We start from the raw sequence: 18,679 nt of genomic DNA, 5'->3' as shown, positions 1-18,679 counted from the left end.
TCCCGGATCAGGACCAGGGCACGCCGATCCGCCGCCCGGCCAGCTCGTGCACCTCGACCTCGACGTCGAAGACCTTGCGCAGCAGCTCCGGCGTCATGAGCTCGTCGGTGGGCCCGTCGGCGAGCACCCGGCCGTCCCGCATGGCGACGATCCGGTCGGAGTAGCAGGAGGCGACGTTGACGTCGTGCACCACCAGCACGACCGTGCGGCCCAGCTCGTCGGCCAGCCGGCGCAGCATCCGCATCATCTGGACGGCGTGCCGCATGTCCAGGTTGTTCAGCGGCTCGTCCAGCAGCACGTAGTCGGTGCCCTGGCACATCACCATGGCCACGTAGGCGCGCTGCCGCTGGCCGCCGGAGAGCTGGTCGAGGTGCCGGTCGGCCAGCGCCCCGAGCTCGAAGTACTCGATCGCCTCGTCGACGTGCCGGCGGTCCTCCGCGGTCAGCCGGCCCCCCGAGTGCGGGAACCGGCCGAAGGCCACCAGCTCGCGGACGGTCAGCCGGACCGACATCGAGTTGTCCTGGCGCAGGACGGCCAGCCGGCGGGCGAGCACGGGCGACGGCGTCGTCGCCACGTCCATGCCGTCGACGGTGATCCGCCCCGAGTCCGCGGGCAGCAGCCGGGAGACGACCGACAGGAGGGTCGACTTCCCCGCGCCGTTCGCGCCGATCAGCGAGGTGATGCCGCCGGACGGGATGGTCAGGGTGACGTCGTCCACGACCCGGACGCCGCCGTAGGACTTGCAGACGGACTCGATCTCGATCACAGCCGCGACTCCCGGATGAGCAGGGCGATGAACACGATGCCGCCCACGAAGTTGATGACGACGGAGAGGGTGGTGGTGAGGCCGAAGACGCGCTCGAGCACCAGCTGCCCGCCGACCAGCGCCAGCACGCCGATCAGTGCCGCGCCCGGCAGCACCCAGGCGTGCCGGAAGGTGCCGAGCAGCTGCCGGGCCAGGTTGGCCACCAGCAGGCCGAGGAAGGTGATCGGCCCGACGAGGGCGGTGGCGACCGCGACCAGGACCGCGACGGCCAGCAGTGCGCGGTTGACCACCCGCCGGTGCTCCACGCCCAGACCGATCGCGGTGTCCCGGCCGAGCGCGACGACGTCCAGCTGCGGCAGCAACCGGACCACACCCAGCGTCACCAGGCCGACGACGACGGCCGACAGCGCGAGCAGCTGGCGGTCCACCGTGGTGAACGAGGCGAACAGCATGTCCTGCAGCGTGAGGAACTCGTTGGGGTCGATCAGCCGGGAGACCAGCAGGGTGAGGCTGGTGAACAGGGTGCCGAGCACGATCCCGACCAGCACCAGGACATAGAGGTCGCGCGCGGTCCGGCCGAACAGCAGGCGGTAGAGCCCGGCGCCGAAGAGCACGAGCGCGACGACCTCGAGGGCGAAGCGCAGCCGCGGGTCGGTGGTCGTGACCGTGGCGGCTCCGAGGAAGAAGACCCCGACGGTCTGGATGAGCACGAACAGGGCGTCGAAGCCCATGATGCTGGGCGTCAGGATCCGGTTGTTCGTGACCGTCTGGAACAGCACGGTGGAGACGGCGACCGCCACGGCGACCACCACCATGGCGCCCACCCGGCGGCTGCGCTGCTGGAGCGCGTACTCCCAGGAGCCGGCCACGTCGACGGTCATGAAGGCGGCGACGGCGACGAGGGCGAGCACCCCGAGGACGAGGAGCACCCGGCCGGTGCGCGGCCGCCGGCCGGACGCGGTCCGCACGGTGCCACCGCCGGGCTCCGCGACCCGGGTCACGCGACACCCCGCGTGCGGGCCCGCAGGAGCAGGGCGATGAACAGGACCCCGCCGACGACGCCGCCGACGGTGCCGACCGGGATCTCGTAGGGGTAGCGGATGGTGCGGCCGATGACGTCGCACACCAGCACGAAGGCCGCCCCCGCCACGGCGGTGACGGGCAGCACCCGGCGCAGGTTGTCACCCATCGCCAGGGTGACCAGGTTGGGCACGACCAGGCCGAGGAACGGGATCGAGCCGACGGTGACCACGACGACGGCGGTCACGACCGAGACCAGCGCCAGTCCGACGGTCACCACGCGGGTGTAGGCGATCCCGAGGTTGATCGCGAAGCTCTCGCCCATGCCGGCGATGGAGAAGCGGTCGGCGTAGAGGTAGGCCACCACCGTGGCGCCGAGGACGATCCAGAGCAGCTCGTAGCGACCGGCCAGCACGCCGGAGAAGTCGCCGTTGGTCCAGGCGTCGAGGCTCTGCAGCAGCTCGTACCGGTAGGCCAGGAACGTGGTGCCCGCGCTGACGACGCCGCCGAGCATGATCCCGACCAGCGGCACCACGATCATGTCGGTGAAGACGATGCGCTGGAGCAGGTAGAGGAAGAGGAAGGTGCCGACCAGCGAGAAGGCGATCGCGATCGACATCTTCCCGAACAGCGAGGTGCTGCCGAAGGCCAGCGTGGCCACCACGATGCCCAGGCCGGCCCACTCGGTGGTGCCGGCGGTCTGCGGGGAGACGAACCGGTTGCGGGTGAGGTGCATCATCACCAGCCCCGCCACCGACATCGCCGAGCCGGCCAGCAGGATCGCCAGCAGCCGCGGCACCCGGCTCTCCCACAGCACCAGCGCCTGGTGGTCGTCGGGATCGAGCAGGTCCAGCGGGGTCAGGTCGCTGATGCCGATGAACAGCGAGGCGGCGGCGCCGAGGACGAGCAGCAGCAGGGCGGCGGCGACGTGCCAGCGCTGGACACCGCGGCGACGCCGCGCCCGCTGGTCGGCGGGCGCGGCGTCGGTGGTGGTGCCTGGTGCGGTGGTGCTCATGCCGGTGTCGTCACTCGACCGCAGCAGCGATCTCCTCGACCATCGTCTCCACCGACGGCAGGCCGTTGGGGGCGATGTACCAGACGGTGGAGTCGAGGTAGTGGACGTCGTCGTTCTGCCAGGCGGTGGTGCCACGGACCAGCTCGGTGTCGAGCACCTGCTCCGCCGCCGTCCCGGACTCGCCGATGGCCGCGTCGCGGTCGAGCACGAAGAGGATGTCGGGGTCGGTCTCGGCGAGGTACTCGAAGGAGATCGCGTCGCCGTGGTCGGCGGCGGTGAGGTTCGCGTCGGCGGCGGAGACGCCCAGCTCGTTGTAGACGAAGCCGAAGCGGGTGTCGGGGCCGTAGGCGGAGAGCTCCCCGGCGTTGGTCATGACGAACAGCGCGTCGCCGGCCCCGCCCGCGGCCTCGTTCACCTCGGCGATGCGGGTCTCGAGGGCGTCGAGCCGCTCTGCGACCTCGTCCTCCTGGCCGAAGATCTCGCCGAGCGTCGCGGCGCGCTCGCTGAAGGAGGCGAAGAAGTCACTGTTGTCGACCGTGAGGTCGACGGTGGGGGCGATCTCGGCCAGTTCGGGGTACACGGCGGCGGAGCGCCCGGCGACGATGATCAGGTCTGGCTCCAGGGCGCTGACCGCCTCGTAGTCCGGCTCGAACAGCGACCCCACCTTGGCGACGTCGTCGCTCGCGTACCGCTCCAGCGACTCGGGGAAGACGGCGTCGGGCACGCCCGCCACCTCGACGCCGAGGCTGTCGAGCGAGGAGATGACGCCCACGTCGAAGACGACGACCGTCTCCGGGGCGACCGGCACGGTGGTCTCGCCCTGCGCGTGCGTCACCGTCACCTCGGTCGCGGACGACCCCGCGTCGGCACCGGCCTCCGCCTCGCCGCCGCAGGCGGAGAGCGCGAGGGCGGCGGTGACGGACAGGGACAGGGCCGCGAGCGGCCGGGGCGCGGTACGCATGGTTCTCCAGGCAGGTGAGGTTTACCTAAGTGAGTGGAGGCTAACCTGCCATACCGGCTCAGCATCGTCCACGTCGGGGGTCCCGGGCCCCGGTTGGCGGCCGCCGCCGCGGGGCACTCCCGGGGCCATGCAGATGCGCACACTCGGCGACCTGACCGTGCCCGCCATGGGGCTGGGCTGCATGGGGATGAGCGAGTTCTACGGCACCGGCGACCAGGCCGAGGCCGAGGCGACGATCCGGCGGGCGCTCGACCTCGGCGTCACCTTCCTCGACACCGCCGACATGTACGGGCCCTTCACCAACGAGCGGCTGGTGGGCCGGGCGATCGCGGGCCGGCGGGACGAGGTCGTGCTGGCCACCAAGTTCGGCAACGAGCGCGGCGAGGACGGCTCGTTCCGGAGGATCAACGGCCGCCCGGAGTACGTCCGCGCCGCCTGCGACGCCTCGCTGCAGCGGCTGGGCGTCGACGTGATCGACCTCTACTACCAGCACCGCGTCGATCCCACCGTGCCGGTCGAGGACACCTGGGGCGCCCTGCGCGAGCTGGTCGAGGCCGGCAAGGTCCGGCACGCCGGCATCTCCGAGGCCGCGCCGGAGACGATCCGCCGGGCCCACGCGGTGCAGCCGGTGACGGCGGTGCAGACCGAGTACTCGCTGTGGACCCGCGATCCCGAGGACGACGGCGTCCTGGCCACCTGCGCCGAGCTCGGCATCGGGTTCGTGGCCTACTCCCCGATCGGCCGCGGCTTCCTGTCCGGGCAGATCCGCAGCGTCGACGACCTCGCCCCCGACGACTTCCGGCGGCGCAACCCGCGCTTCCAGGGGGAGGCCTTCCAGCAGAACCTGCGGCTGGTGGACCGGGTGCGCGAGATCGCCGAGGAGCGGTCGGTGACCGCCTCCCAGCTGGCGCTGGCGTGGGTGATGGCGCAGAGCGGGCGCGCCGGCGGTCCGGCGGTCGTGCCCATCCCCGGCACCAAGCGGGTGGCCTACCTCGAGGAGAACGCCGCCGCGGCGGAGATCGAGCTCGGCGACGACGACCTCCGCCGGCTGGACGAGGCCGCGCCGGTCGGGGCGGCGGTCGGCGACCGGTACCCGGACATGTCCACCGTCCACCGCTGAGCGACGGCGGTCAGCCGGCCGCCAGCACCGCCGCGACGTGCGTCCGGGCCGGCCCGACCAGCCGGTCGGTGACCGCCGTCCAGGCGTCGGCGACGTCCTGGCCCGGCCAGCCGGCCGGGCGCAGCGCCTCGGGCAGCACCGGATCGGCGGCCAGCAGCCGGCGGAGCTCGGCCAGCAGGCCCAGGTGCAGCGCGAGCGCGGTCGGGCCGTCCGGCGCCGGTGCCGCGGCGACCTCGCGCAGCCGCGGCACCATGCGCCGCCAGGCCGCGGCCACCGCGTCCAGGTCCCAGCAGCGGGCCGCGAGCTCGGGGTCCGAGCCGCTGCCGGGGCTCACCCGCGCGGTGAACAGGTCCAGCCGGGCCACCGGCTGCCCGGCCAGCTCGGCGCGGACCTCCTCCAGCGCGCTGCCGTGCGGGGAGACCCAGGTGGCCGGGGCGAGCGGGCCGAAGCCGTGCCGGGCCAGCGTGCGCCGGACCCGCTCCCGGGCGGCCCGGTCGGTCTCCGGCACGGTGTAGGTGACCATGCGCCAGCGGCCGTCCCACGGGGCCAGCCGCCGCTCGAGCCGGGCCCGGCGGTCGCGGACGTCGGCGCGCTGCCGCTCGGTCGGCGTGTAGAGCGTCTCGCGGCCCTGGCGGGACGCGCGCAGGCGGCCGCTGCGCCGCAGCTGGGCCGTGGTGACCCGCGTGGTCGGCTCGGCGACGCCGAGGTCGTCGAGCAGGCGGACCAGCGAGCGCAGCCGCACCGGCTCCGCGGTGACCGCGTCGACGTGCTGGGAGAAGAGGTCGGCGACGGAGTCGCGGACGGTCATCCCCGGACTCCTCTCGGCCTCGGGCGGGGGCGGGCGCCGAGCGCACCGTAGCGGGCGGGAGGATGGACGCCGTGGCGCGCGTCGGGGCCCCGGGCGGGGAGCGGTGAACCAGGGGCTGGTCGTCGCCATCACCGTCGTCTCCGCCGTGGTCACCCTCGCCGGCCTGGCCTCCACGCTGGCCCGCCGGCGGATCGGGCTGGTGCACCTCGCGCTGGCCGGCCTGCTGGAGGCGCTGCTCGTGCTGCAGGCGGTGCTCGCCGGCATCGCGCTGGCGGGTGGCACTCGCCCGCCGGAGACGGCGACCTTCCTCGGGTACCTGTCCGGGGTGCTGCTGCTGCCGGTCGCCGGTGCCCTGTGGGCGCGGACCGAGACCAGCCGGTGGGCGGGCGCGGTGCTGGCCGTCCCCGCGGCGGCGGTGTCGGTCATGATCTGGCGGCTGCTCCAGCTCTGGGAGGCCACCGGTGGCTGACCGCGGCGCGCTCGGCGGCCCCGCCGAGCCCGGCTCGGCCGAGGGCCCGGGCCGGGTGCTGGTGGCCGTCTACGCCGTCTTCGCCCTGGCCGCGGGCGCGCGGGCGGTGGTGCAGCTGGCCACCCGCTTCTCCGAGGCGCCCGTGGCCTACGTGCTGTCGGCGCTGGCGGCCGCGGTGTACGTCGTGGCGACCGTCGGCCTGGCCCGCGGCGGGCGGGGCGGGCGGCGCACGGCGGTGCTCGCCTGCTCGGTCGAGCTGGCCGGCGTGCTCGCCGTCGGCACGCTGTCGCTGCTGGACCCGGCCGCGTTCCCCGACGAGACGGTCTGGTCCGGCTTCGGCCAGGGATACGGCTTCGTGCCGCTGGTGCTGCCGGTGCTCGGGCTGCTGTGGCTGCGGCACCAGGCGGAGGTCGCCGGCGGGGAGCCCACCGGCGACGGCGGGCCCGAGCCCGGCGCCCGCTGAGCCGCGGGCGCCGGGGTCAGAAGTCCCCGCCGCCGAAGTCCCCGCCGAAGTCGCCCCCGCCGAAGTCCCCGCCGTAGTCGCCCCCGCCGTAGTCGCCGCCGCCGTAGTCGCCCCCGCCGTCGCCTCCGCCGTAGTCGCCTCCGCCGTCGGCCATCTCGCCGTCCTGGAAGCCCTCGGCGTAGGCCTCCTCGTCACCGCCGCCGAACAGCCCGCCGTCCCCGAGGCCGGTGTCGAACAGCGCGTCGGCGACCGCGGTGCCGATGACCAGGCCGCCCACGGTGCCGAGCAGGCTGGCGCCGATCGCGCTGCCCATGCCCATGCCGCCCATGCCGAAGCCGCCGCCGTAGCCCCGCCCGTAACCGGGGCCGGGGCCGTAGCCGGGGCCGTAGCCGCCGCCGTAGCCGGGACCCGGCCCGTAGCCGGGGCCGTAGCCGCCGAGCGCCCGCTCGAGGGTGCCGGGCTGGCGCAGCTCGGCCCGGGTGGCCGCGCGGGCGAGGGTGCGCGGGTCGTCGGAGCGTGGCCGCTCCGACGACGGCACCGCTGCGGCCAGTTGCACCAGCACCTGCTGGCGCTGGTCGGGGGTGAGCTGCTCGAAGGCCTGCGCGTGCGCCTCCTCGATCTGGTCCGGCGGGGCGGTGCGCAGCAGGTAGCGGTAGCGCTCGATGGCCTGCTGGTCGCTCAGCTGCCCCTGCGCCGGCCGAGCGGCCGGGCGGGGCGCCGGGTACCGGTCGTCGTAGCGGTCGTCGTAGCGGTCGTCGTAGCCGCTGTCGTAGCGCTGGTGGCCGTCGTCGTACGAGCGCCGGGATCGGCCGAAGAGCCGGTCGAGCAGTCCCATGGCCTTCCTCCTCCTGCCGGGCCCGGGGGACGAGCCGCGCCAGGAGGTGGTTCCCGCTGCCGGCCCCGCCACACCTGATCGCGCCCGGACGGGGAAAGGCGCTGGTGGAGGCGGAGTCCGTGGTCCGGGCGCGCGGGTGGCCGGTACCGTCGGAGCCGTGCCGCAGGACCGGGACCGAGCAGGGACGACGGCGCCGGACCGGCAGCAGCAGGAGGGTCTGGTGCGCGTGGCCAGCGCGCTGGCCACCTCGCCGGACACCCACGCCTCGGCCGCCCTGCCCGGCGTCCTGGCCGACGTCCCGGTCGCCGTCCTGGTCATCGACCGCACCGACGCGTCGGTCACCTACGCCAACACCGCGGCGGTGGAGATGGCCGGCAACGTCCGGCTCCCGGTACCGGTCGACGTGTGGGGGGCCGCCGCCGGGCTGACCGACCTCGGCGGGGAGCCCCTGGCCGCCAGCAGCGGTCCGCTGTCACTGGTCGCCCAGGGCCAGCCGGTCGCCGGCGAGGCCGTGCGCCTGGCCCCCGGCCGCAGCACCGTCCACGCCCGGGCGGAGGCCGACGACGGATCGCAGGACCGGGTGCTGTGGGTGACCGGCTTCCCGCTCGCCCCGCCCGGCACGGGTCAGCAGCTGTCGCTGGTGGTCTTCCTCGAGGTCGAGGGGCCGGCGGACGCCGACGATCCGGAGGCGGCGCTGCAGGCCCTGCGCGAGCGGGCCGTCGTCGCCACCGACATCGCCTTCACCATCACCGACCCCCGGCAGGAGGACGACCCGCTGGTCTGGGTGAACCCCTCGTTCACCCGCATCACCGGCTACTCCTACGAGGAGTCGATCGGCCGCAACTGCCGGTTCCTGCAGGGGCCGGCCACCGACGCGGCAGCGGTGGCCGAGCTGCGGGAGGCGCTGCGGGAACGCCGTCCGATCACCATCACGCTGCTCAACCACCGCCGCGACGGCACCGCGTTCTGGAACCAGCTGTCGATCAGCCCCGTTTTCGACGGCGAGGGCGAGCTGGTCAGCTTCGTGGGCGTGCAGACCGACGTGACCGAGCGGGTGCGCGTCGAGGGCGAGCGCGAGGCCGCCTTCGCCGCCGAGCAGATCGCCCGGCAGGAGGCGGAACTGGCCCGGGCCACCGCCGAGCAGGCCCGCAGCGACGCCGAGGGCGCCCGGGTGCTGGCCGAGCAGGCGCAGAGCCGCCTGGCGCTGATGGCCGAGGCCACCAGCACGCTGATCGCCACCCTGGACATGCCCGAGGTGCTCGACCGGCTGGCCGGGCTGTGCGTGCCGCTGCTGGCCGACTGGGTGTTCCTCACCCTCGTCGACGAGCACGGCAGCACCGTGGAGACCGCCTACCGGCACCGCGACGGCCACGAGGAGCTGCTCGCCGCCTTCAGCGAGGCCCACGCCCGGCACCTGCCCGACGGATCGCCCAGCCGGCAGAGCATGCGCAGCTCGCAGCCGGTGCTCATCGACCGCGACCCGGCCCGCATCGACGCCGCGTTCACCTCGCCGGCCGCCCGCGAGGCGTTCGACCGGCTGGGCGGCCACTCGGCGCTGACCGTGCCGATGGTCGCCCGGCGGCGGACCCGCGGGGCGATGGCGCTGGTGCTGGCCGACGAGTCGCGCTCCTTCAGCGGGGACGACGTCGAGCTGGCCGTCGACCTCTGCCGCCGCGCGGCCCTGGCGCTGGACAACGTGCGGCTCTACCAGCAGGAGCACGCGGTCGCCGACACCCTGCAGCGCTCGCTGCTGCCGGAGCTGCCGGACATCCCGGGCGTCACCGCGGCGGCGCACTACGTGAGCGCGTCGGTCGCCGCGGACGTCGGCGGCGACTTCTACGACCTGCTGCACCTCCCCGACGGGGCGGTGGGGATGGTCGTCGGGGACGTCGTCGGCCACGACGTCGCCGCGGCGGCGGCGATGGGTCACCTCCGCGGGATCATCCGGGCCTGCGTCTGGGACGCCCCCGACCCCGATCCGGGCGCGGTGCTCGGGCGGATCGACCGGCTGGTGCAGGGCCTGCGGATCGCCGCGATGGCCACGCTGGTCTACGTGCGCGCGCTGCCGCCGGCCGCGGCCGGCGGGCCCTGGCGGGTGCACGTGGCCAGCGCCGGGCACCCGCCGCTGCTGGTGCGCACCCCCGACGGGGCGGTGGAGGTGCTCGACCGGGCCACCGGCCTGGTGGTCGGGGTCGACGACGGCGCCCGGCGCGACCCGGTGGTGCTGGACCTGCCGGCCGGCAGCACCCTCCTGGCCTACACCGACGGGCTGATCGAGCGCCCCGGCGTCGACCTCGACGCGGGGATCGCCGAGCTGGTCGGGCGGATCGCCGGCACCCCCGCCGGCGCCGGTCCGCAGGAGCTCATCGACGCCGCGGTCGCCGCCGGCCTCGACGGCCGGGACGACGTCGCGCTGCTCGCGCTGCGGCTGGACTGAGCGGCCGCTCCCGGGAGCGGGGCGGTCAGCCGCCCTGCAGGCCGAAGGCGCCGCGGTGGAACACCAGCGGCCGGCGGCCGGGATCGGCGCCGAGGTCGAGCACCCGCGCGGCCACCAGGGTGTGGTCGCCGCCGTCGTACTCCGCCCACAGCGTGCAGTCGATCCAGGCGACGACGTCCTCCAGCACCGGCGCGCCCTGCCGGCTGGGCCGCCAGCGGACGCCGGCGAACTTGTCGGCGCCGGAGCGGGCGAACGCCGACGCCGTCCCGGACTGGTCCTCGGCGAGCACGTTGACGCAGAACCGGCCGATCTCGCGCAGCCGCGGCCAGCTGGTCGAGGTGCGGGCCGGGGCGAAGACCACCAGCGGCGGGTCCAGCGACAGGGAGCTGAACGACTGGCAGGTGAAGCCCACCGGCCCGTCGGGGCCCACGGCGGTCACCACGGTGACCCCCGAGGCGAAGTTGCCGAGGACGTCGCGCATCACCCGCGGATCGATGACCTCCACGGGACCCTCCGGATGGGTGTCGGCCGGGCTCACGCGCCCGAGTCCATCACGCAGGGGTCGCGGCCCGGGCCGGGGCACCCGCCGACCGGGACACCGAGCGCCCGCCGGCGCGGTACAGCGAGCTGGGCAGGGCGTGCCCGACCGCCTGCTCGGTCACCCGGGCGGCGCCGAGGACGGCGTCGAGGTCCAGGCCGGTGCGCACGCCGGACTCCTCCAGCATGTAGACCAGCTCCTCGGTGGCGATGTTGCCGCTCGCACCGGGGGCGAAGGGGCAGCCGCCGAGCCCGCCGACCGACGAGTCCAGCTGGGTGACCCCGGCCTGCACGGCGACCAGCGCGTTGGCCTGGCCGGTGCCGCGGGTGTCGTGGAAGTGCACGCCCACCGGCACGCCGGGGCACACCCGCCGGACGGCGGACAGCAGCTGGACCACGCGCCCGGGTGTCGTCGTCCCGATCGTGTCGCCCAGGCAGAGCCGGTCGGCGCCGGCGGTGACCGCGGCCCGCGCGACGTCGACGGTGCGGGTCACCGGGGTGCGGCCGTCGAAGGGGCAGTCCCAGGCGGTGGCGACGACCACCTCCAGCGAGCCGCCCGCGGCGTGGGCCAGGCCGGCGATCTCGCCGACCGCGCCGACCGCCTCGGCGGTGGACCGGCCGGCGTTCGCGCGGCTGTGCCCGTCGCTGGCGGAGACGACGTACTCCAGGTCCGGGATGCCGGCGTCGACCGCCCGCACCGCGCCCCGGGCGTTGGCCACCAGCGCCGACCACGCGACGCCGTCCCACCGGCCGAGCTCGGCGGCCAGCCGGTCGGCGTCGGCGAGGGCGGGCACCGCCTTCGGGGACACGAAGGAGGTGACCTCGATCCGCCGGACGCCGGTGGCCACCAGCGCCTCCAGCATCGACAGCTTGGCCGACAGCGGCAGCGGCTCCTCCAGCTGCAGCCCGTCACGCATCCCGACCTCGCGGATGTCCACGTCGGTCGGCAGCACCAGGTCGAAGTCGTGCCCGTCGAACCCGTCCATGGCGGCTCCCCTCGTCGGCGTCCATCCTCCCCCGTGACCAGCGGAACCACTCCAGCAGGTTCCACGTGGAACCGGTGCGGGCACAACCGGGGCGGCGGTGGCACGCGAACCGTCGGTGGGGGAGCAGAGGATGCTCCGCGGGAGGTGAGAGGAGTGAGCCAGCTGGTCGAGACCTCGCCGTCGGCCGGGCCGCGCAGCGCCTTCACCCATGCTCCGCTGGGGATCGCGCTGGCGACGCCCGACGGCGTGCTGGTCGACGTCAACCCCGCGCTCGAGGAGCTGCTGGGCCGGTCGGCCGCGACGCTGCACGGGGAGTCGCTGTTCGCCTTCGCCCACCCCGACGACGTCCCCGCCGCCCGCGACGCCTTCTCCGGGTCGCACCTGGCCCGGCACCGGCACGCCCGGCACGAGACCCGGCTGGTGCGGGGCGACGGCAGCACCGTGCCGGTGCAGGTGACCACCTCGTGGGTGGAGCCGGAGGCCGGCGGGGAGGTGCCCCACCTGGTGATGATCCTGGAGGACATCACCGAGCGGAAGGCGCTCGAGGCGCAGCTGGTGCACCGCTCGCTGCACGACCCCCTGACCGGCCTGGCCAACCGGATCCTGTTCACCGACCGGCTGCGGCACGCCCTGGAGCGCGGGCACCGGGAGGGCACGCCGACCTGCGTGCTGATCGTCGACCTCGACGGCTTCAAGGCGATCAACGACGAGCACGGTCACCCCATGGGCGACGCGGTGCTCGTGGCCTTCGCCGAGCGGCTGACCTCGGTGCTCCGGGCCAGCGACACCGCGGCCCGCCTCGGCGGCGACGAGTTCAGCATCGTCTGCGAGAACACCGAGCTGGCCGAGGCCGAGGTGCTGGCCCAGCGGCTGCGGACCACGGTCACCGAGCCGCTGACCATCGGCGGCACGACCGTGGCCCTGGGGATGAGCGTGGGCATCGGCACCGCCGAGCCCGGCGCCGACCCCGACGAGGCCTGCGACCGGGTGGTGCGGGCCGCCGACGACGCCATGTACGCCGACAAGGCCCGCACCCGCTGAGCACCGGGCCGGCCGGGGTCAGGCCCGCTGGTCGGCCAGCCAGCCCAGCGTGGTCGGGTGGCGGGCGAAGACCGCGGTGAGGATCGGCAGGGGCGCCGCGAAGAGCAGGAAGACCGCGATCCCGACGACGCTGTCGCTGGGCATCGTGCCCATCGCGACCAGCAGCACGAGCACCAGCACGCCGACGGCCGCGAGCGCCGAGGCGAACAGCACGGCCGACGAGCGGCGACCCATCACCTGCACCCCGCCGGTGATCAGCCCGGCGGCGCACGGGATGCCGAGCAGCATGAGCACGGTCGCCGGGTCGTCGTCACCGGTGGCGACGCCGATGAGGAAGCCCAGGCCGACCAGCAGGGTCAGACCGCCCGTGACGAAGCCGAGCACCGCGGCGGTGGTCGCCGGCCCCGGCCGCTCCGGGCCGTGCGGCCAGGTGCGCGGCAGGGGCACCCAGCCGTAGCCCGGCGGGGGTCCGTAGCCCGGCGGCGGGGGGTACGGGGGGACGCCGTAGCCCGGGGTGCCGTACCCCGGGACGCCGTACCCGGGCACGGGCGCGTAGCCGGGCTGGCCGTACGGCGGCGTCCCGTACGGCTGGACCGGCGGCCCGCCGTGGCCGCCGGCGTCCGGCTGTCCCCACTGCTGCTCGTGCTCGCTCATCGGCACCAGTGTGCCGCCGCCGGTCCGCGTGCGACGCCCGGGACCGCTGTTCACACCGTGTTGACGCGGCCCGGCTGGAGCCCGGGTCCGGAGCGGCCGATGGCAGGAGGACCAGACATGCGGGACGGCGCGGCGCCGTCCCCCCGGGGAACAGGGGTCACCGTGCCCGAGAGAGTCGTGGCACTGGCCGAGCAGGTGGAGCGCCAGTCGTCCGCGCGGTTGCGCGACCTGGACGCCATCGCGCGGACGACCCGCATGCTGGCGCTCAACGCCCTCGTCGAGGCGGCCCGCGCCGGGGACGCCGGCCGCGGGTTCGCCGTGGTCGCCGAGGAGGTCAAGCAGATCGCCGAGCAGGCCGCGGCGATCAGCGCCGGCCTCACCGGGGAGCTCGCCCCGACCGTCGCCGAGTTGCACGAGCTCGGGACCCGGCTGGTCACGCGGGTCCGCGGCCAGCGGCTGGCCGACCTGGCGCTGAACGCCGTCGAGCTGGTCGACCGCAACCTCTACGAGCGGACCTGCGACGTCCGCTGGTGGGCCACCGACGCCGCCGTCGTCGCCGCGGCCGAGGCGGCCGATGCCTCCGGGCCGGCCGCCGCGGAGGCCGGCGACCGGCTCGGCGTCATCCTCCGCAACTACACCGTCTACCTGGACCTGTGGATCACCGACCTGTCCGGCCGGGTGCTGGCGACCGCGGCGCCCGGACGGTGGCCGGGGATCAGGGGCAGCGACGTCAGCCGTGCGCGGTGGTTCCGCGACGCGCTGGCCACCCCCGACGGCGACGCCTACGCCGTCGAGGACGTCACCTGGAGCGAGGCGCTGGGGTCGACCGTCGCGACCTACGCGACGGCCGTCCGCCGCGGTGGCCGGACCGACGGCGAGATCGTGGGCACGCTCGGCGTCTTCTTCGACTGGGCGCCGCAGACCGCGGCGATCCTCGACGGGCTGCGGCTGGACGAGGAGGAGCGGGCGGCCACGCGCAGCCTGCTGCTCGACGCCTCGGGCCGGGTGATCGCCGCCTCCGACGGCGTCGGCGTGCTCACCGAGCGGCTCGAGCTGCGCACCGGCGGGGCGGCCAGCGGCTGCTACGACGACGGAGCGGCGACGATCGGCTTCGCCCGCACCCCGGGCTACGAGACCTACGAGGGGCTGGGCTGGTACGGCGTCCTCGTGCGCTCCCGCTGACCCTCCGGCCGCCCGCCCGCGGGGTCAGCCGCCCAGCGCGGCGGTCACCACCTGCTGCGCCTCCTCCTGCACCCGGGCGAGGTGCTCGGGCCCGCGGAAGGACTCCGCGTAGACCTTGTAGACGTCCTCGGTGCCCGAGGGCCGGGCGGCGAACCAGGCGTTCTCGGTGACGACCTTCAGCCCGCCGATGGGGGCGTCGTTGCCCGGCGCGCGGGTGAGCTTGGCGGTGATCGGCTCCCCGGCCAGCTCGGTGGCGGTCACCGCCTCGGGGGAGAGCTTGCCCAGCGCCGCCTTCTGCTCGCGGGTGGCCGGGGCGTCGACACGCGCGTAGGCGGACTCGCCGTGCCGCTCGGTGAGCTCGCGGTGCAGCTCGGAGGGGGAGCGGCCGGTGACCGCCTGGATCTCGCTGGCCAGCAGCGCCAGCAGGATGCCGTCCTTGTCCGTCGTCCAGACACTGCCGTCGCGGCGGAGGAACGACGCCCCGGCCGACTCCTCGCCGCCGAAGCCGACGGTGCCGTCGAGCAGGCCGGGCACGAACCACTTGAAGCCGACGGGCACCTCCACCAGCCGGCGGCCCAGACCCTCGACCACCCGGTCGATCAGCGACGACGAGACCAGCGTCTTGCCGACCGCGACGTCGGCCCCCCACTCGGGGCGGTGCGCGAACAGGTGGGCGATCGCGACGGCGAGGAAGTGGTTGGGGTTCATCAGCCCGCCGTCGGGGGTGACGATGCCGTGCCGGTCGGCGTCGGCGTCGTTGCCCGTGGCGATCGCGTAGTCGGCGCGCTTGCCGATCAGGGAGGCCATGGCCGACGGCGACGAGCAGTCCATGCGGATCTTGCCGTCCCAGTCCAGGGTCATGAACCGCCAGGTCGGGTCGACCAGCGGGTTGACCACGGTGAGGTCCAGCCGGTGCCGCTCGGCGATCGCCGCCCAGTAGTCGACGCTGGCGCCGCCGAGCGGATCGGCGCCGATGCGCACGCCGGCGTCCCGGACGGCGTCGAGGTCGAGCACCGCGGGCAGGTCGTCGACGTAGTCGCCCAGGAAGTCGTGGCGGCCGGCCGCGGCCCGGGCCCGGGGGAAGGGCACCCGCCGCACGCCGTCCAGCCCGGCCCGCAGCAGCTCGTTGGCGCGGCGGGCGATCCAGCCGGTGGCGTCGGTGTCGGCGGGGCCGCCGGAGGGCGGGTTGTACTTGAAGCCGCCGTCGCGCGGCGGGTTGTGCGACGGGGTGACCACGATGCCGTCGGCCAGGCCCGATGTTTTGCCGCGGTTGGCCCGGAGGATGGCGTGGCTGACCGCGGGCGTGGGCGTGTAGCGGTCGGCGGCGTCGACCAGCACCGTCACGTCGTTGGCGACGAGCACCTCCAGCGCCGAGGCCCACGCCGGCTCCGACAGCGCGTGGGTGTCGCGGCCGATGAACAGCGGTCCGTCGATGCCCTGGCCGGCGCGGTACTCGCAGATCGCCTGGCTGGTGGCGAGGATGTGCGCCTCGTTGAAGGCGGCGTCGAAGGCCGAGCCGCGGTGCCCGGAGGTGCCGAAGGAGACCTGCTGGCCGGGGTCGTCGGGATCGGGGGAGAGGGTGTAGTACGCGGTCACCAGCGAGGCGACGTCGACGAGGTCGGAGGGCTGGGCGGGCTGACCGGCACGGACGTCGCTCATGCGGGGATCCTGTCGCGGGAGGCGGCTCAGCCGCGACCCGGACCCCCCTCCCGGAGGAGGCGGGCCGGCGCCCGGCGGGTCCAGGCCTCCGCGAGCAGGTCGGCGACCAGCTCGCGGTCAGCCGCCGCGAGGTCCACCGCGACCCCGCTCAGCGCCTTCCCCCACCACAGCAACCGGCACGGTCCGCCCTCGGCCGCCCGCGCCTCCGACTCCGCCAGCAGAACGTTGAGCTGCCCGTCGTCCCACAGCGTGGCGAGCACCGTCGAGCCCAGCCGGAACGACGGCCGGCCGTGGTGGTCGGCCTCGGTCACCCCGGGGAGGGCGAGGGCGAGCGCGCGGACGTCGTCGGGGGTCACGCGCCCATCCTGACCGTCGGCAGCCGACCGCGGAAGTCCCGGCGATCTCCCGCCTGACCTGCGGTTTCTGTCGTACCCCCGCCCTACGCTGGGGGTGTCCGGACGGCAGGGAGGGAGGTGCCCGGGATGTCGGAGCTGCGGTCGGCCCTGGACTCCCTGGCCGCCGTCGACCTGGCCGGGATGGCCGCCGACCAGGTGCTCGACCTGGTCGCCGAGCTGTCGGTCGCCGCCAACCGGCTGGCCGCGGTGCTGACCTCCGCGGTACGCGAGTCCGACCGGCGCCAGGCCCACCGCCGCGACGGCGCGGTGTCGGAGAGAGCCTGGCTGCGCGGTCACTGCCGCATGGCGTCGCCCGTGGCCACCGCCATCGTGTCCGCGGGCCGGCGGCTGGAGCACCTGCCCGCGCTGGCCCGGGCCTTCGCCGACGGGCAGGTCACCGCCGAGCACGTCCACGTGGTCACCCGGGCAGTGACGCCGGCCCGCGTCGCCACGGCCGCGCAGGCCGGCATCGACCTGGCCGAGACCGACCGCATCCTCACCGCCCTGGCTCTCCGCACCACCCCGGAGGACACCGCCAAGGGCGTCCGCGAGTGGGTCCACGGCATCGACCCCGACGGCAGTCTGGACGACGCCGCGCACACCCGCCGCCACCTCACGCTGACGTCCGGTCTCGACGGCCGGGTGCACGTCCGCGGTGAGCTCGACGCCGCTGGCGGGGAGATCCTGCACGCCGCGCTGGCTGCCGAGATGAACGGCGACCGCCCGGCCGGCGACCTGCGCACCCACGCCCAGCGACAGGGCGACGCCGTCGTCTCCATGGCCCGGCGGCTGCTGGACGCCGGCACCCTGCCCGCCGTGCGCGGCGAGCGCCCGCACGTGCGGGTCACCATCGACTGGCAGGCGCTCTGCGCCGAGCGCGGAGCACCCGGCGTCGCCGGCGGCACCCTCGGGTGGGCCGGGCCCGTCACCCCGGAGACCGCCCGCCGGCTGGCCTGCGACGCCTCGGTCGCCCGCGTCATCACGGGCCCCGACGGCCTGCCGCTCGACGTCGGCCGTGCCCAGCGCACCGCCACCGCCGCCATCCGCCGCGCCGTGGAGCAGCGCGACGGGCACTGCGTCTTCGCCGGCTGCGACGCCCCGCCCGAGTGGTGTGACGTGCACCACGTCGTCCACTGGGCACACGGCGGGCCGACCTCGTGCGACAACGGCGCGCTGCTCTGCGAGCGGCACCACACCGCCGTGCACGAGGGCGGGTTCACCATCCACCGCGACCCCGGCACCAGCCGATGGCGCACCCACCGGCCGGACGGCACGGAGGTGCTCAGGCGAGCGGGGCCCTGAGCCCGCTCAGTCCCGCTCCACCGCCTCCAGGAACCGCCGCAGCGTCTCGAGGAACACCTCCGGCTGCTCGGAGTGCACCCAGTGCCCGGCGTCCTTGATGCGGACCAGCCGGGTGCGCGGGAAGAGCGCGTCCATCCGCGCCCGGTCCTCCGGCAGCACGTAGTGGGACCTCGCTCCGGCGACCCACAGCACCGGGCCGTCGTAGGTGGCGCCCTCCGGCGGCTCCGGGAAGCCACGGAGCTCCCCGAGGTCGCGCTCGAGCAGCTCCAGGTTCAGCCGCCAGCGCCAGCCCCCGCCGTTCCCCATCCCCTCGCGGACCAGGCTCTGCAGCAGGAAGGAGCGCACCATCCGGCTCGGCACCGCCTCCAGCAGCGCGCGGTCGGCGTCCTCCCGGGTCTTCAGCTGGTCGAGGTCGACCGCCCGCATCGCGGCGATGAACGCGCCGAACGGGGAGGCCTCCTCGTCGGGGTCCTCGGTGCGCCCGCCCTGCAGCGGGTACTCCACCGGGGCGATGTCGACGACCACCAGCCCCCGCAGCAGCTCCGGCCGGCGCAGCGCCAGCTGCATCGACACCTTGCCGCCCATCGAGTGCCCGACCAGCGTCACCGGCTCGCCGAAGGAGGCCAGCTCCGCGGCGACCAGCTCGGCCATGTCGACGTAGTCGACCCGGTCGGTCCACGGCGAGTGCCCGTGGTTGGGGAGGTCCAGCAGCGTGACGCGGTGGCCGTCGGCCAGGCCCTTGGCGATCGTCGTCCAGTTCTTGCCCTGGCCGAACAGGCCGTGCACGAACACCACCCGCGGGCCCGACTCGCCGACGGTGCGCGCCGCCAGCCGCTCGTCGGCGGTCACGCCGCTGCTCCCGCGAGCGCAGCCACCAGGTCGGCGGGCGGGGTCGGGGCGGGCCGGTCGCCGACCTGGCCGACGGCGAAGTGGGGCTCCGCCCGGCGGGGCGCGAGCGGATCCCGCGGTACGAGCAGCAGCATGGGGGGCAGTGTGCCGGGCGCGGTCCGTGCGGGGTGTCCGGGCGCC

General features: G+C 75.4%; 20 protein-coding genes. 7 read left to right on the top strand and 13 right to left on the bottom strand.

Translation table 11 applies throughout. The annotated features are described in order from the left end of the window. Window positions 1–7 precede the first annotated feature (7 nt). From ACI79R_RS00855 to ACI79R_RS00840, 4 genes are read right to left on the bottom strand one after another with little or no spacing between them, the layout of a single operon-like run. Window positions 8–766, bottom strand: a complete 759-nt coding sequence (locus tag ACI79R_RS00855) for an iron ABC transporter ATP-binding protein (protein WP_456571676.1) — start codon at window positions 764–766, stop codon at window positions 8–10. Next, the gene (locus tag ACI79R_RS00850) at window positions 763–1,767 is read right to left on the bottom strand and encodes an iron chelate uptake ABC transporter family permease subunit (protein WP_456571675.1); all 1,005 of its coding nucleotides are present in this window, start codon (window positions 1,765–1,767) and stop codon (window positions 763–765) included. Before ACI79R_RS00850 ends, ACI79R_RS00855 begins: the two co-directional genes overlap by 4 nt. Continuing rightward, window positions 1,764–2,801, bottom strand: coding sequence for an ABC transporter permease (locus ACI79R_RS00845; protein ID WP_456571674.1), 1,038 nt, complete (start codon window positions 2,799–2,801; stop codon window positions 1,764–1,766). The genes ACI79R_RS00850 and ACI79R_RS00845 overlap by 4 nt, the downstream gene beginning before the upstream one ends. 10 nt (window positions 2,802–2,811) lie before the next feature. Continuing rightward, window positions 2,812–3,762, bottom strand: a complete 951-nt coding sequence (locus ACI79R_RS00840; RefSeq protein WP_456571673.1) for a siderophore ABC transporter substrate-binding protein — start codon at window positions 3,760–3,762, stop codon at window positions 2,812–2,814. A gap of 127 nt (window positions 3,763–3,889) precedes the next feature. On the opposite strand from ACI79R_RS00840, the gene ACI79R_RS00835 reads away from it, so the two are divergent. Beyond that, complete coding sequence (locus ACI79R_RS00835; protein WP_456571672.1) at window positions 3,890–4,882, top strand: aldo/keto reductase; 993 nt, start codon at window positions 3,890–3,892, stop codon at window positions 4,880–4,882. A gap of 10 nt (window positions 4,883–4,892) precedes the next feature. Here ACI79R_RS00835 and ACI79R_RS00830 read toward each other — a convergent pair whose 3' ends face one another. Further along, entirely contained in the window at window positions 4,893–5,690 is a 798-nt protein-coding gene (locus ACI79R_RS00830; RefSeq protein WP_456571671.1) for a PaaX family transcriptional regulator C-terminal domain-containing protein, read from the bottom strand. Window positions 5,691–5,793: 103 nt separating this feature from the next. Between ACI79R_RS00830 and ACI79R_RS00825 the strand changes: the two genes are divergently transcribed. After that, window positions 5,794–6,159, top strand: coding sequence for a hypothetical protein (locus ACI79R_RS00825; RefSeq protein WP_456571670.1), 366 nt, complete (start codon window positions 5,794–5,796; stop codon window positions 6,157–6,159). Then, entirely contained in the window at window positions 6,152–6,622 is a 471-nt protein-coding gene (locus tag ACI79R_RS00820) for a hypothetical protein (RefSeq protein WP_456571669.1), read from the top strand. The genes ACI79R_RS00825 and ACI79R_RS00820 overlap by 8 nt, the downstream gene beginning before the upstream one ends. A gap of 16 nt (window positions 6,623–6,638) precedes the next feature. Here ACI79R_RS00820 and ACI79R_RS00815 read toward each other — a convergent pair whose 3' ends face one another. Then, window positions 6,639–7,457, bottom strand: coding sequence for a hypothetical protein (locus tag ACI79R_RS00815; protein WP_456571668.1), 819 nt, complete (start codon window positions 7,455–7,457; stop codon window positions 6,639–6,641). A gap of 157 nt (window positions 7,458–7,614) precedes the next feature. On the opposite strand from ACI79R_RS00815, the gene ACI79R_RS00810 reads away from it, so the two are divergent. Continuing rightward, on the top strand, window positions 7,615–9,894 hold the full coding sequence (locus ACI79R_RS00810) for a SpoIIE family protein phosphatase (protein ID WP_456571667.1): 2,280 nt from the start codon (window positions 7,615–7,617) through the stop codon (window positions 9,892–9,894). A gap of 25 nt (window positions 9,895–9,919) precedes the next feature. Here the strand turns inward: ACI79R_RS00810 and ACI79R_RS00805 are convergent, their stop codons facing one another. Then, a complete protein-coding gene (locus ACI79R_RS00805) occupies window positions 9,920–10,432 on the bottom strand; it encodes a flavin reductase family protein (protein ID WP_456571666.1) in 513 nt (170 codons plus the stop codon). A 13-nt stretch (window positions 10,433–10,445) separates the two neighbouring features. Continuing rightward, the gene (locus ACI79R_RS00800; RefSeq protein WP_456571665.1) at window positions 10,446–11,417 is read right to left on the bottom strand and encodes a hydroxymethylglutaryl-CoA lyase; all 972 of its coding nucleotides are present in this window, start codon (window positions 11,415–11,417) and stop codon (window positions 10,446–10,448) included. A 153-nt stretch (window positions 11,418–11,570) separates the two neighbouring features. On the opposite strand from ACI79R_RS00800, the gene ACI79R_RS00795 reads away from it, so the two are divergent. Then, the gene (locus ACI79R_RS00795; RefSeq protein ID WP_456571664.1) at window positions 11,571–12,458 is read left to right on the top strand and encodes a diguanylate cyclase domain-containing protein; all 888 of its coding nucleotides are present in this window, start codon (window positions 11,571–11,573) and stop codon (window positions 12,456–12,458) included. 18 nt (window positions 12,459–12,476) lie between these two features. On the opposite strand, the gene ACI79R_RS00790 is transcribed toward ACI79R_RS00795, so the two are convergent. Then, window positions 12,477–13,112, bottom strand: coding sequence for a hypothetical protein (locus ACI79R_RS00790; RefSeq protein WP_456571663.1), 636 nt, complete (start codon window positions 13,110–13,112; stop codon window positions 12,477–12,479). Window positions 13,113–13,274: 162 nt separating this feature from the next. Between ACI79R_RS00790 and ACI79R_RS00785 the strand changes: the two genes are divergently transcribed. Continuing rightward, window positions 13,275–14,294 (top strand): methyl-accepting chemotaxis protein, encoded by a 1,020-nt coding sequence (locus tag ACI79R_RS00785; protein ID WP_456571662.1) that lies wholly within the window; start codon window positions 13,275–13,277, stop codon window positions 14,292–14,294. 24 nt (window positions 14,295–14,318) lie between these two features. Here the strand turns inward: ACI79R_RS00785 and pgm are convergent, their stop codons facing one another. Together pgm and ACI79R_RS00775 are read right to left on the bottom strand one after the other, a co-directional pair. Beyond that, window positions 14,319–15,953: a phosphoglucomutase (alpha-D-glucose-1,6-bisphosphate-dependent) gene (gene pgm / locus ACI79R_RS00780; protein ID WP_456571661.1), complete on the bottom strand. Its 1,635-nt coding sequence runs from the start codon at window positions 15,951–15,953 to the stop codon at window positions 14,319–14,321. Window positions 15,954–15,979: 26 nt separating this feature from the next. Further along, a complete protein-coding gene (locus tag ACI79R_RS00775; protein WP_456571660.1) occupies window positions 15,980–16,309 on the bottom strand; it encodes a hypothetical protein in 330 nt (109 codons plus the stop codon). Window positions 16,310–16,435: 126 nt separating this feature from the next. Here ACI79R_RS00775 and ACI79R_RS00770 point away from each other — a divergent pair, with 126 nt between their 5' ends. Then, window positions 16,436–17,650: a DUF222 domain-containing protein gene (locus ACI79R_RS00770; RefSeq protein WP_456571659.1), complete on the top strand. Its 1,215-nt coding sequence runs from the start codon at window positions 16,436–16,438 to the stop codon at window positions 17,648–17,650. Window positions 17,651–17,656: 6 nt separating this feature from the next. On the opposite strand, the gene ACI79R_RS00765 is transcribed toward ACI79R_RS00770, so the two are convergent. Both ACI79R_RS00765 and ACI79R_RS00760 read right to left on the bottom strand, forming a co-directional pair. After that, complete coding sequence (locus tag ACI79R_RS00765; protein ID WP_456571658.1) at window positions 17,657–18,499, bottom strand: alpha/beta fold hydrolase; 843 nt, start codon at window positions 18,497–18,499, stop codon at window positions 17,657–17,659. Next, entirely contained in the window at window positions 18,496–18,633 is a 138-nt protein-coding gene (locus ACI79R_RS00760) for a hypothetical protein (RefSeq protein ID WP_456571657.1), read from the bottom strand. The genes ACI79R_RS00765 and ACI79R_RS00760 overlap by 4 nt, the downstream gene beginning before the upstream one ends. Window positions 18,634–18,679: the final 46 nt, after the last annotated feature.

It is taken from the genome of Blastococcus sp. SYSU D00820, from assembly GCF_054050695.1.
Note: the sequence above shows the minus strand (reverse complement) of the source record. Positions and strands in the feature narration are given on the sequence as shown.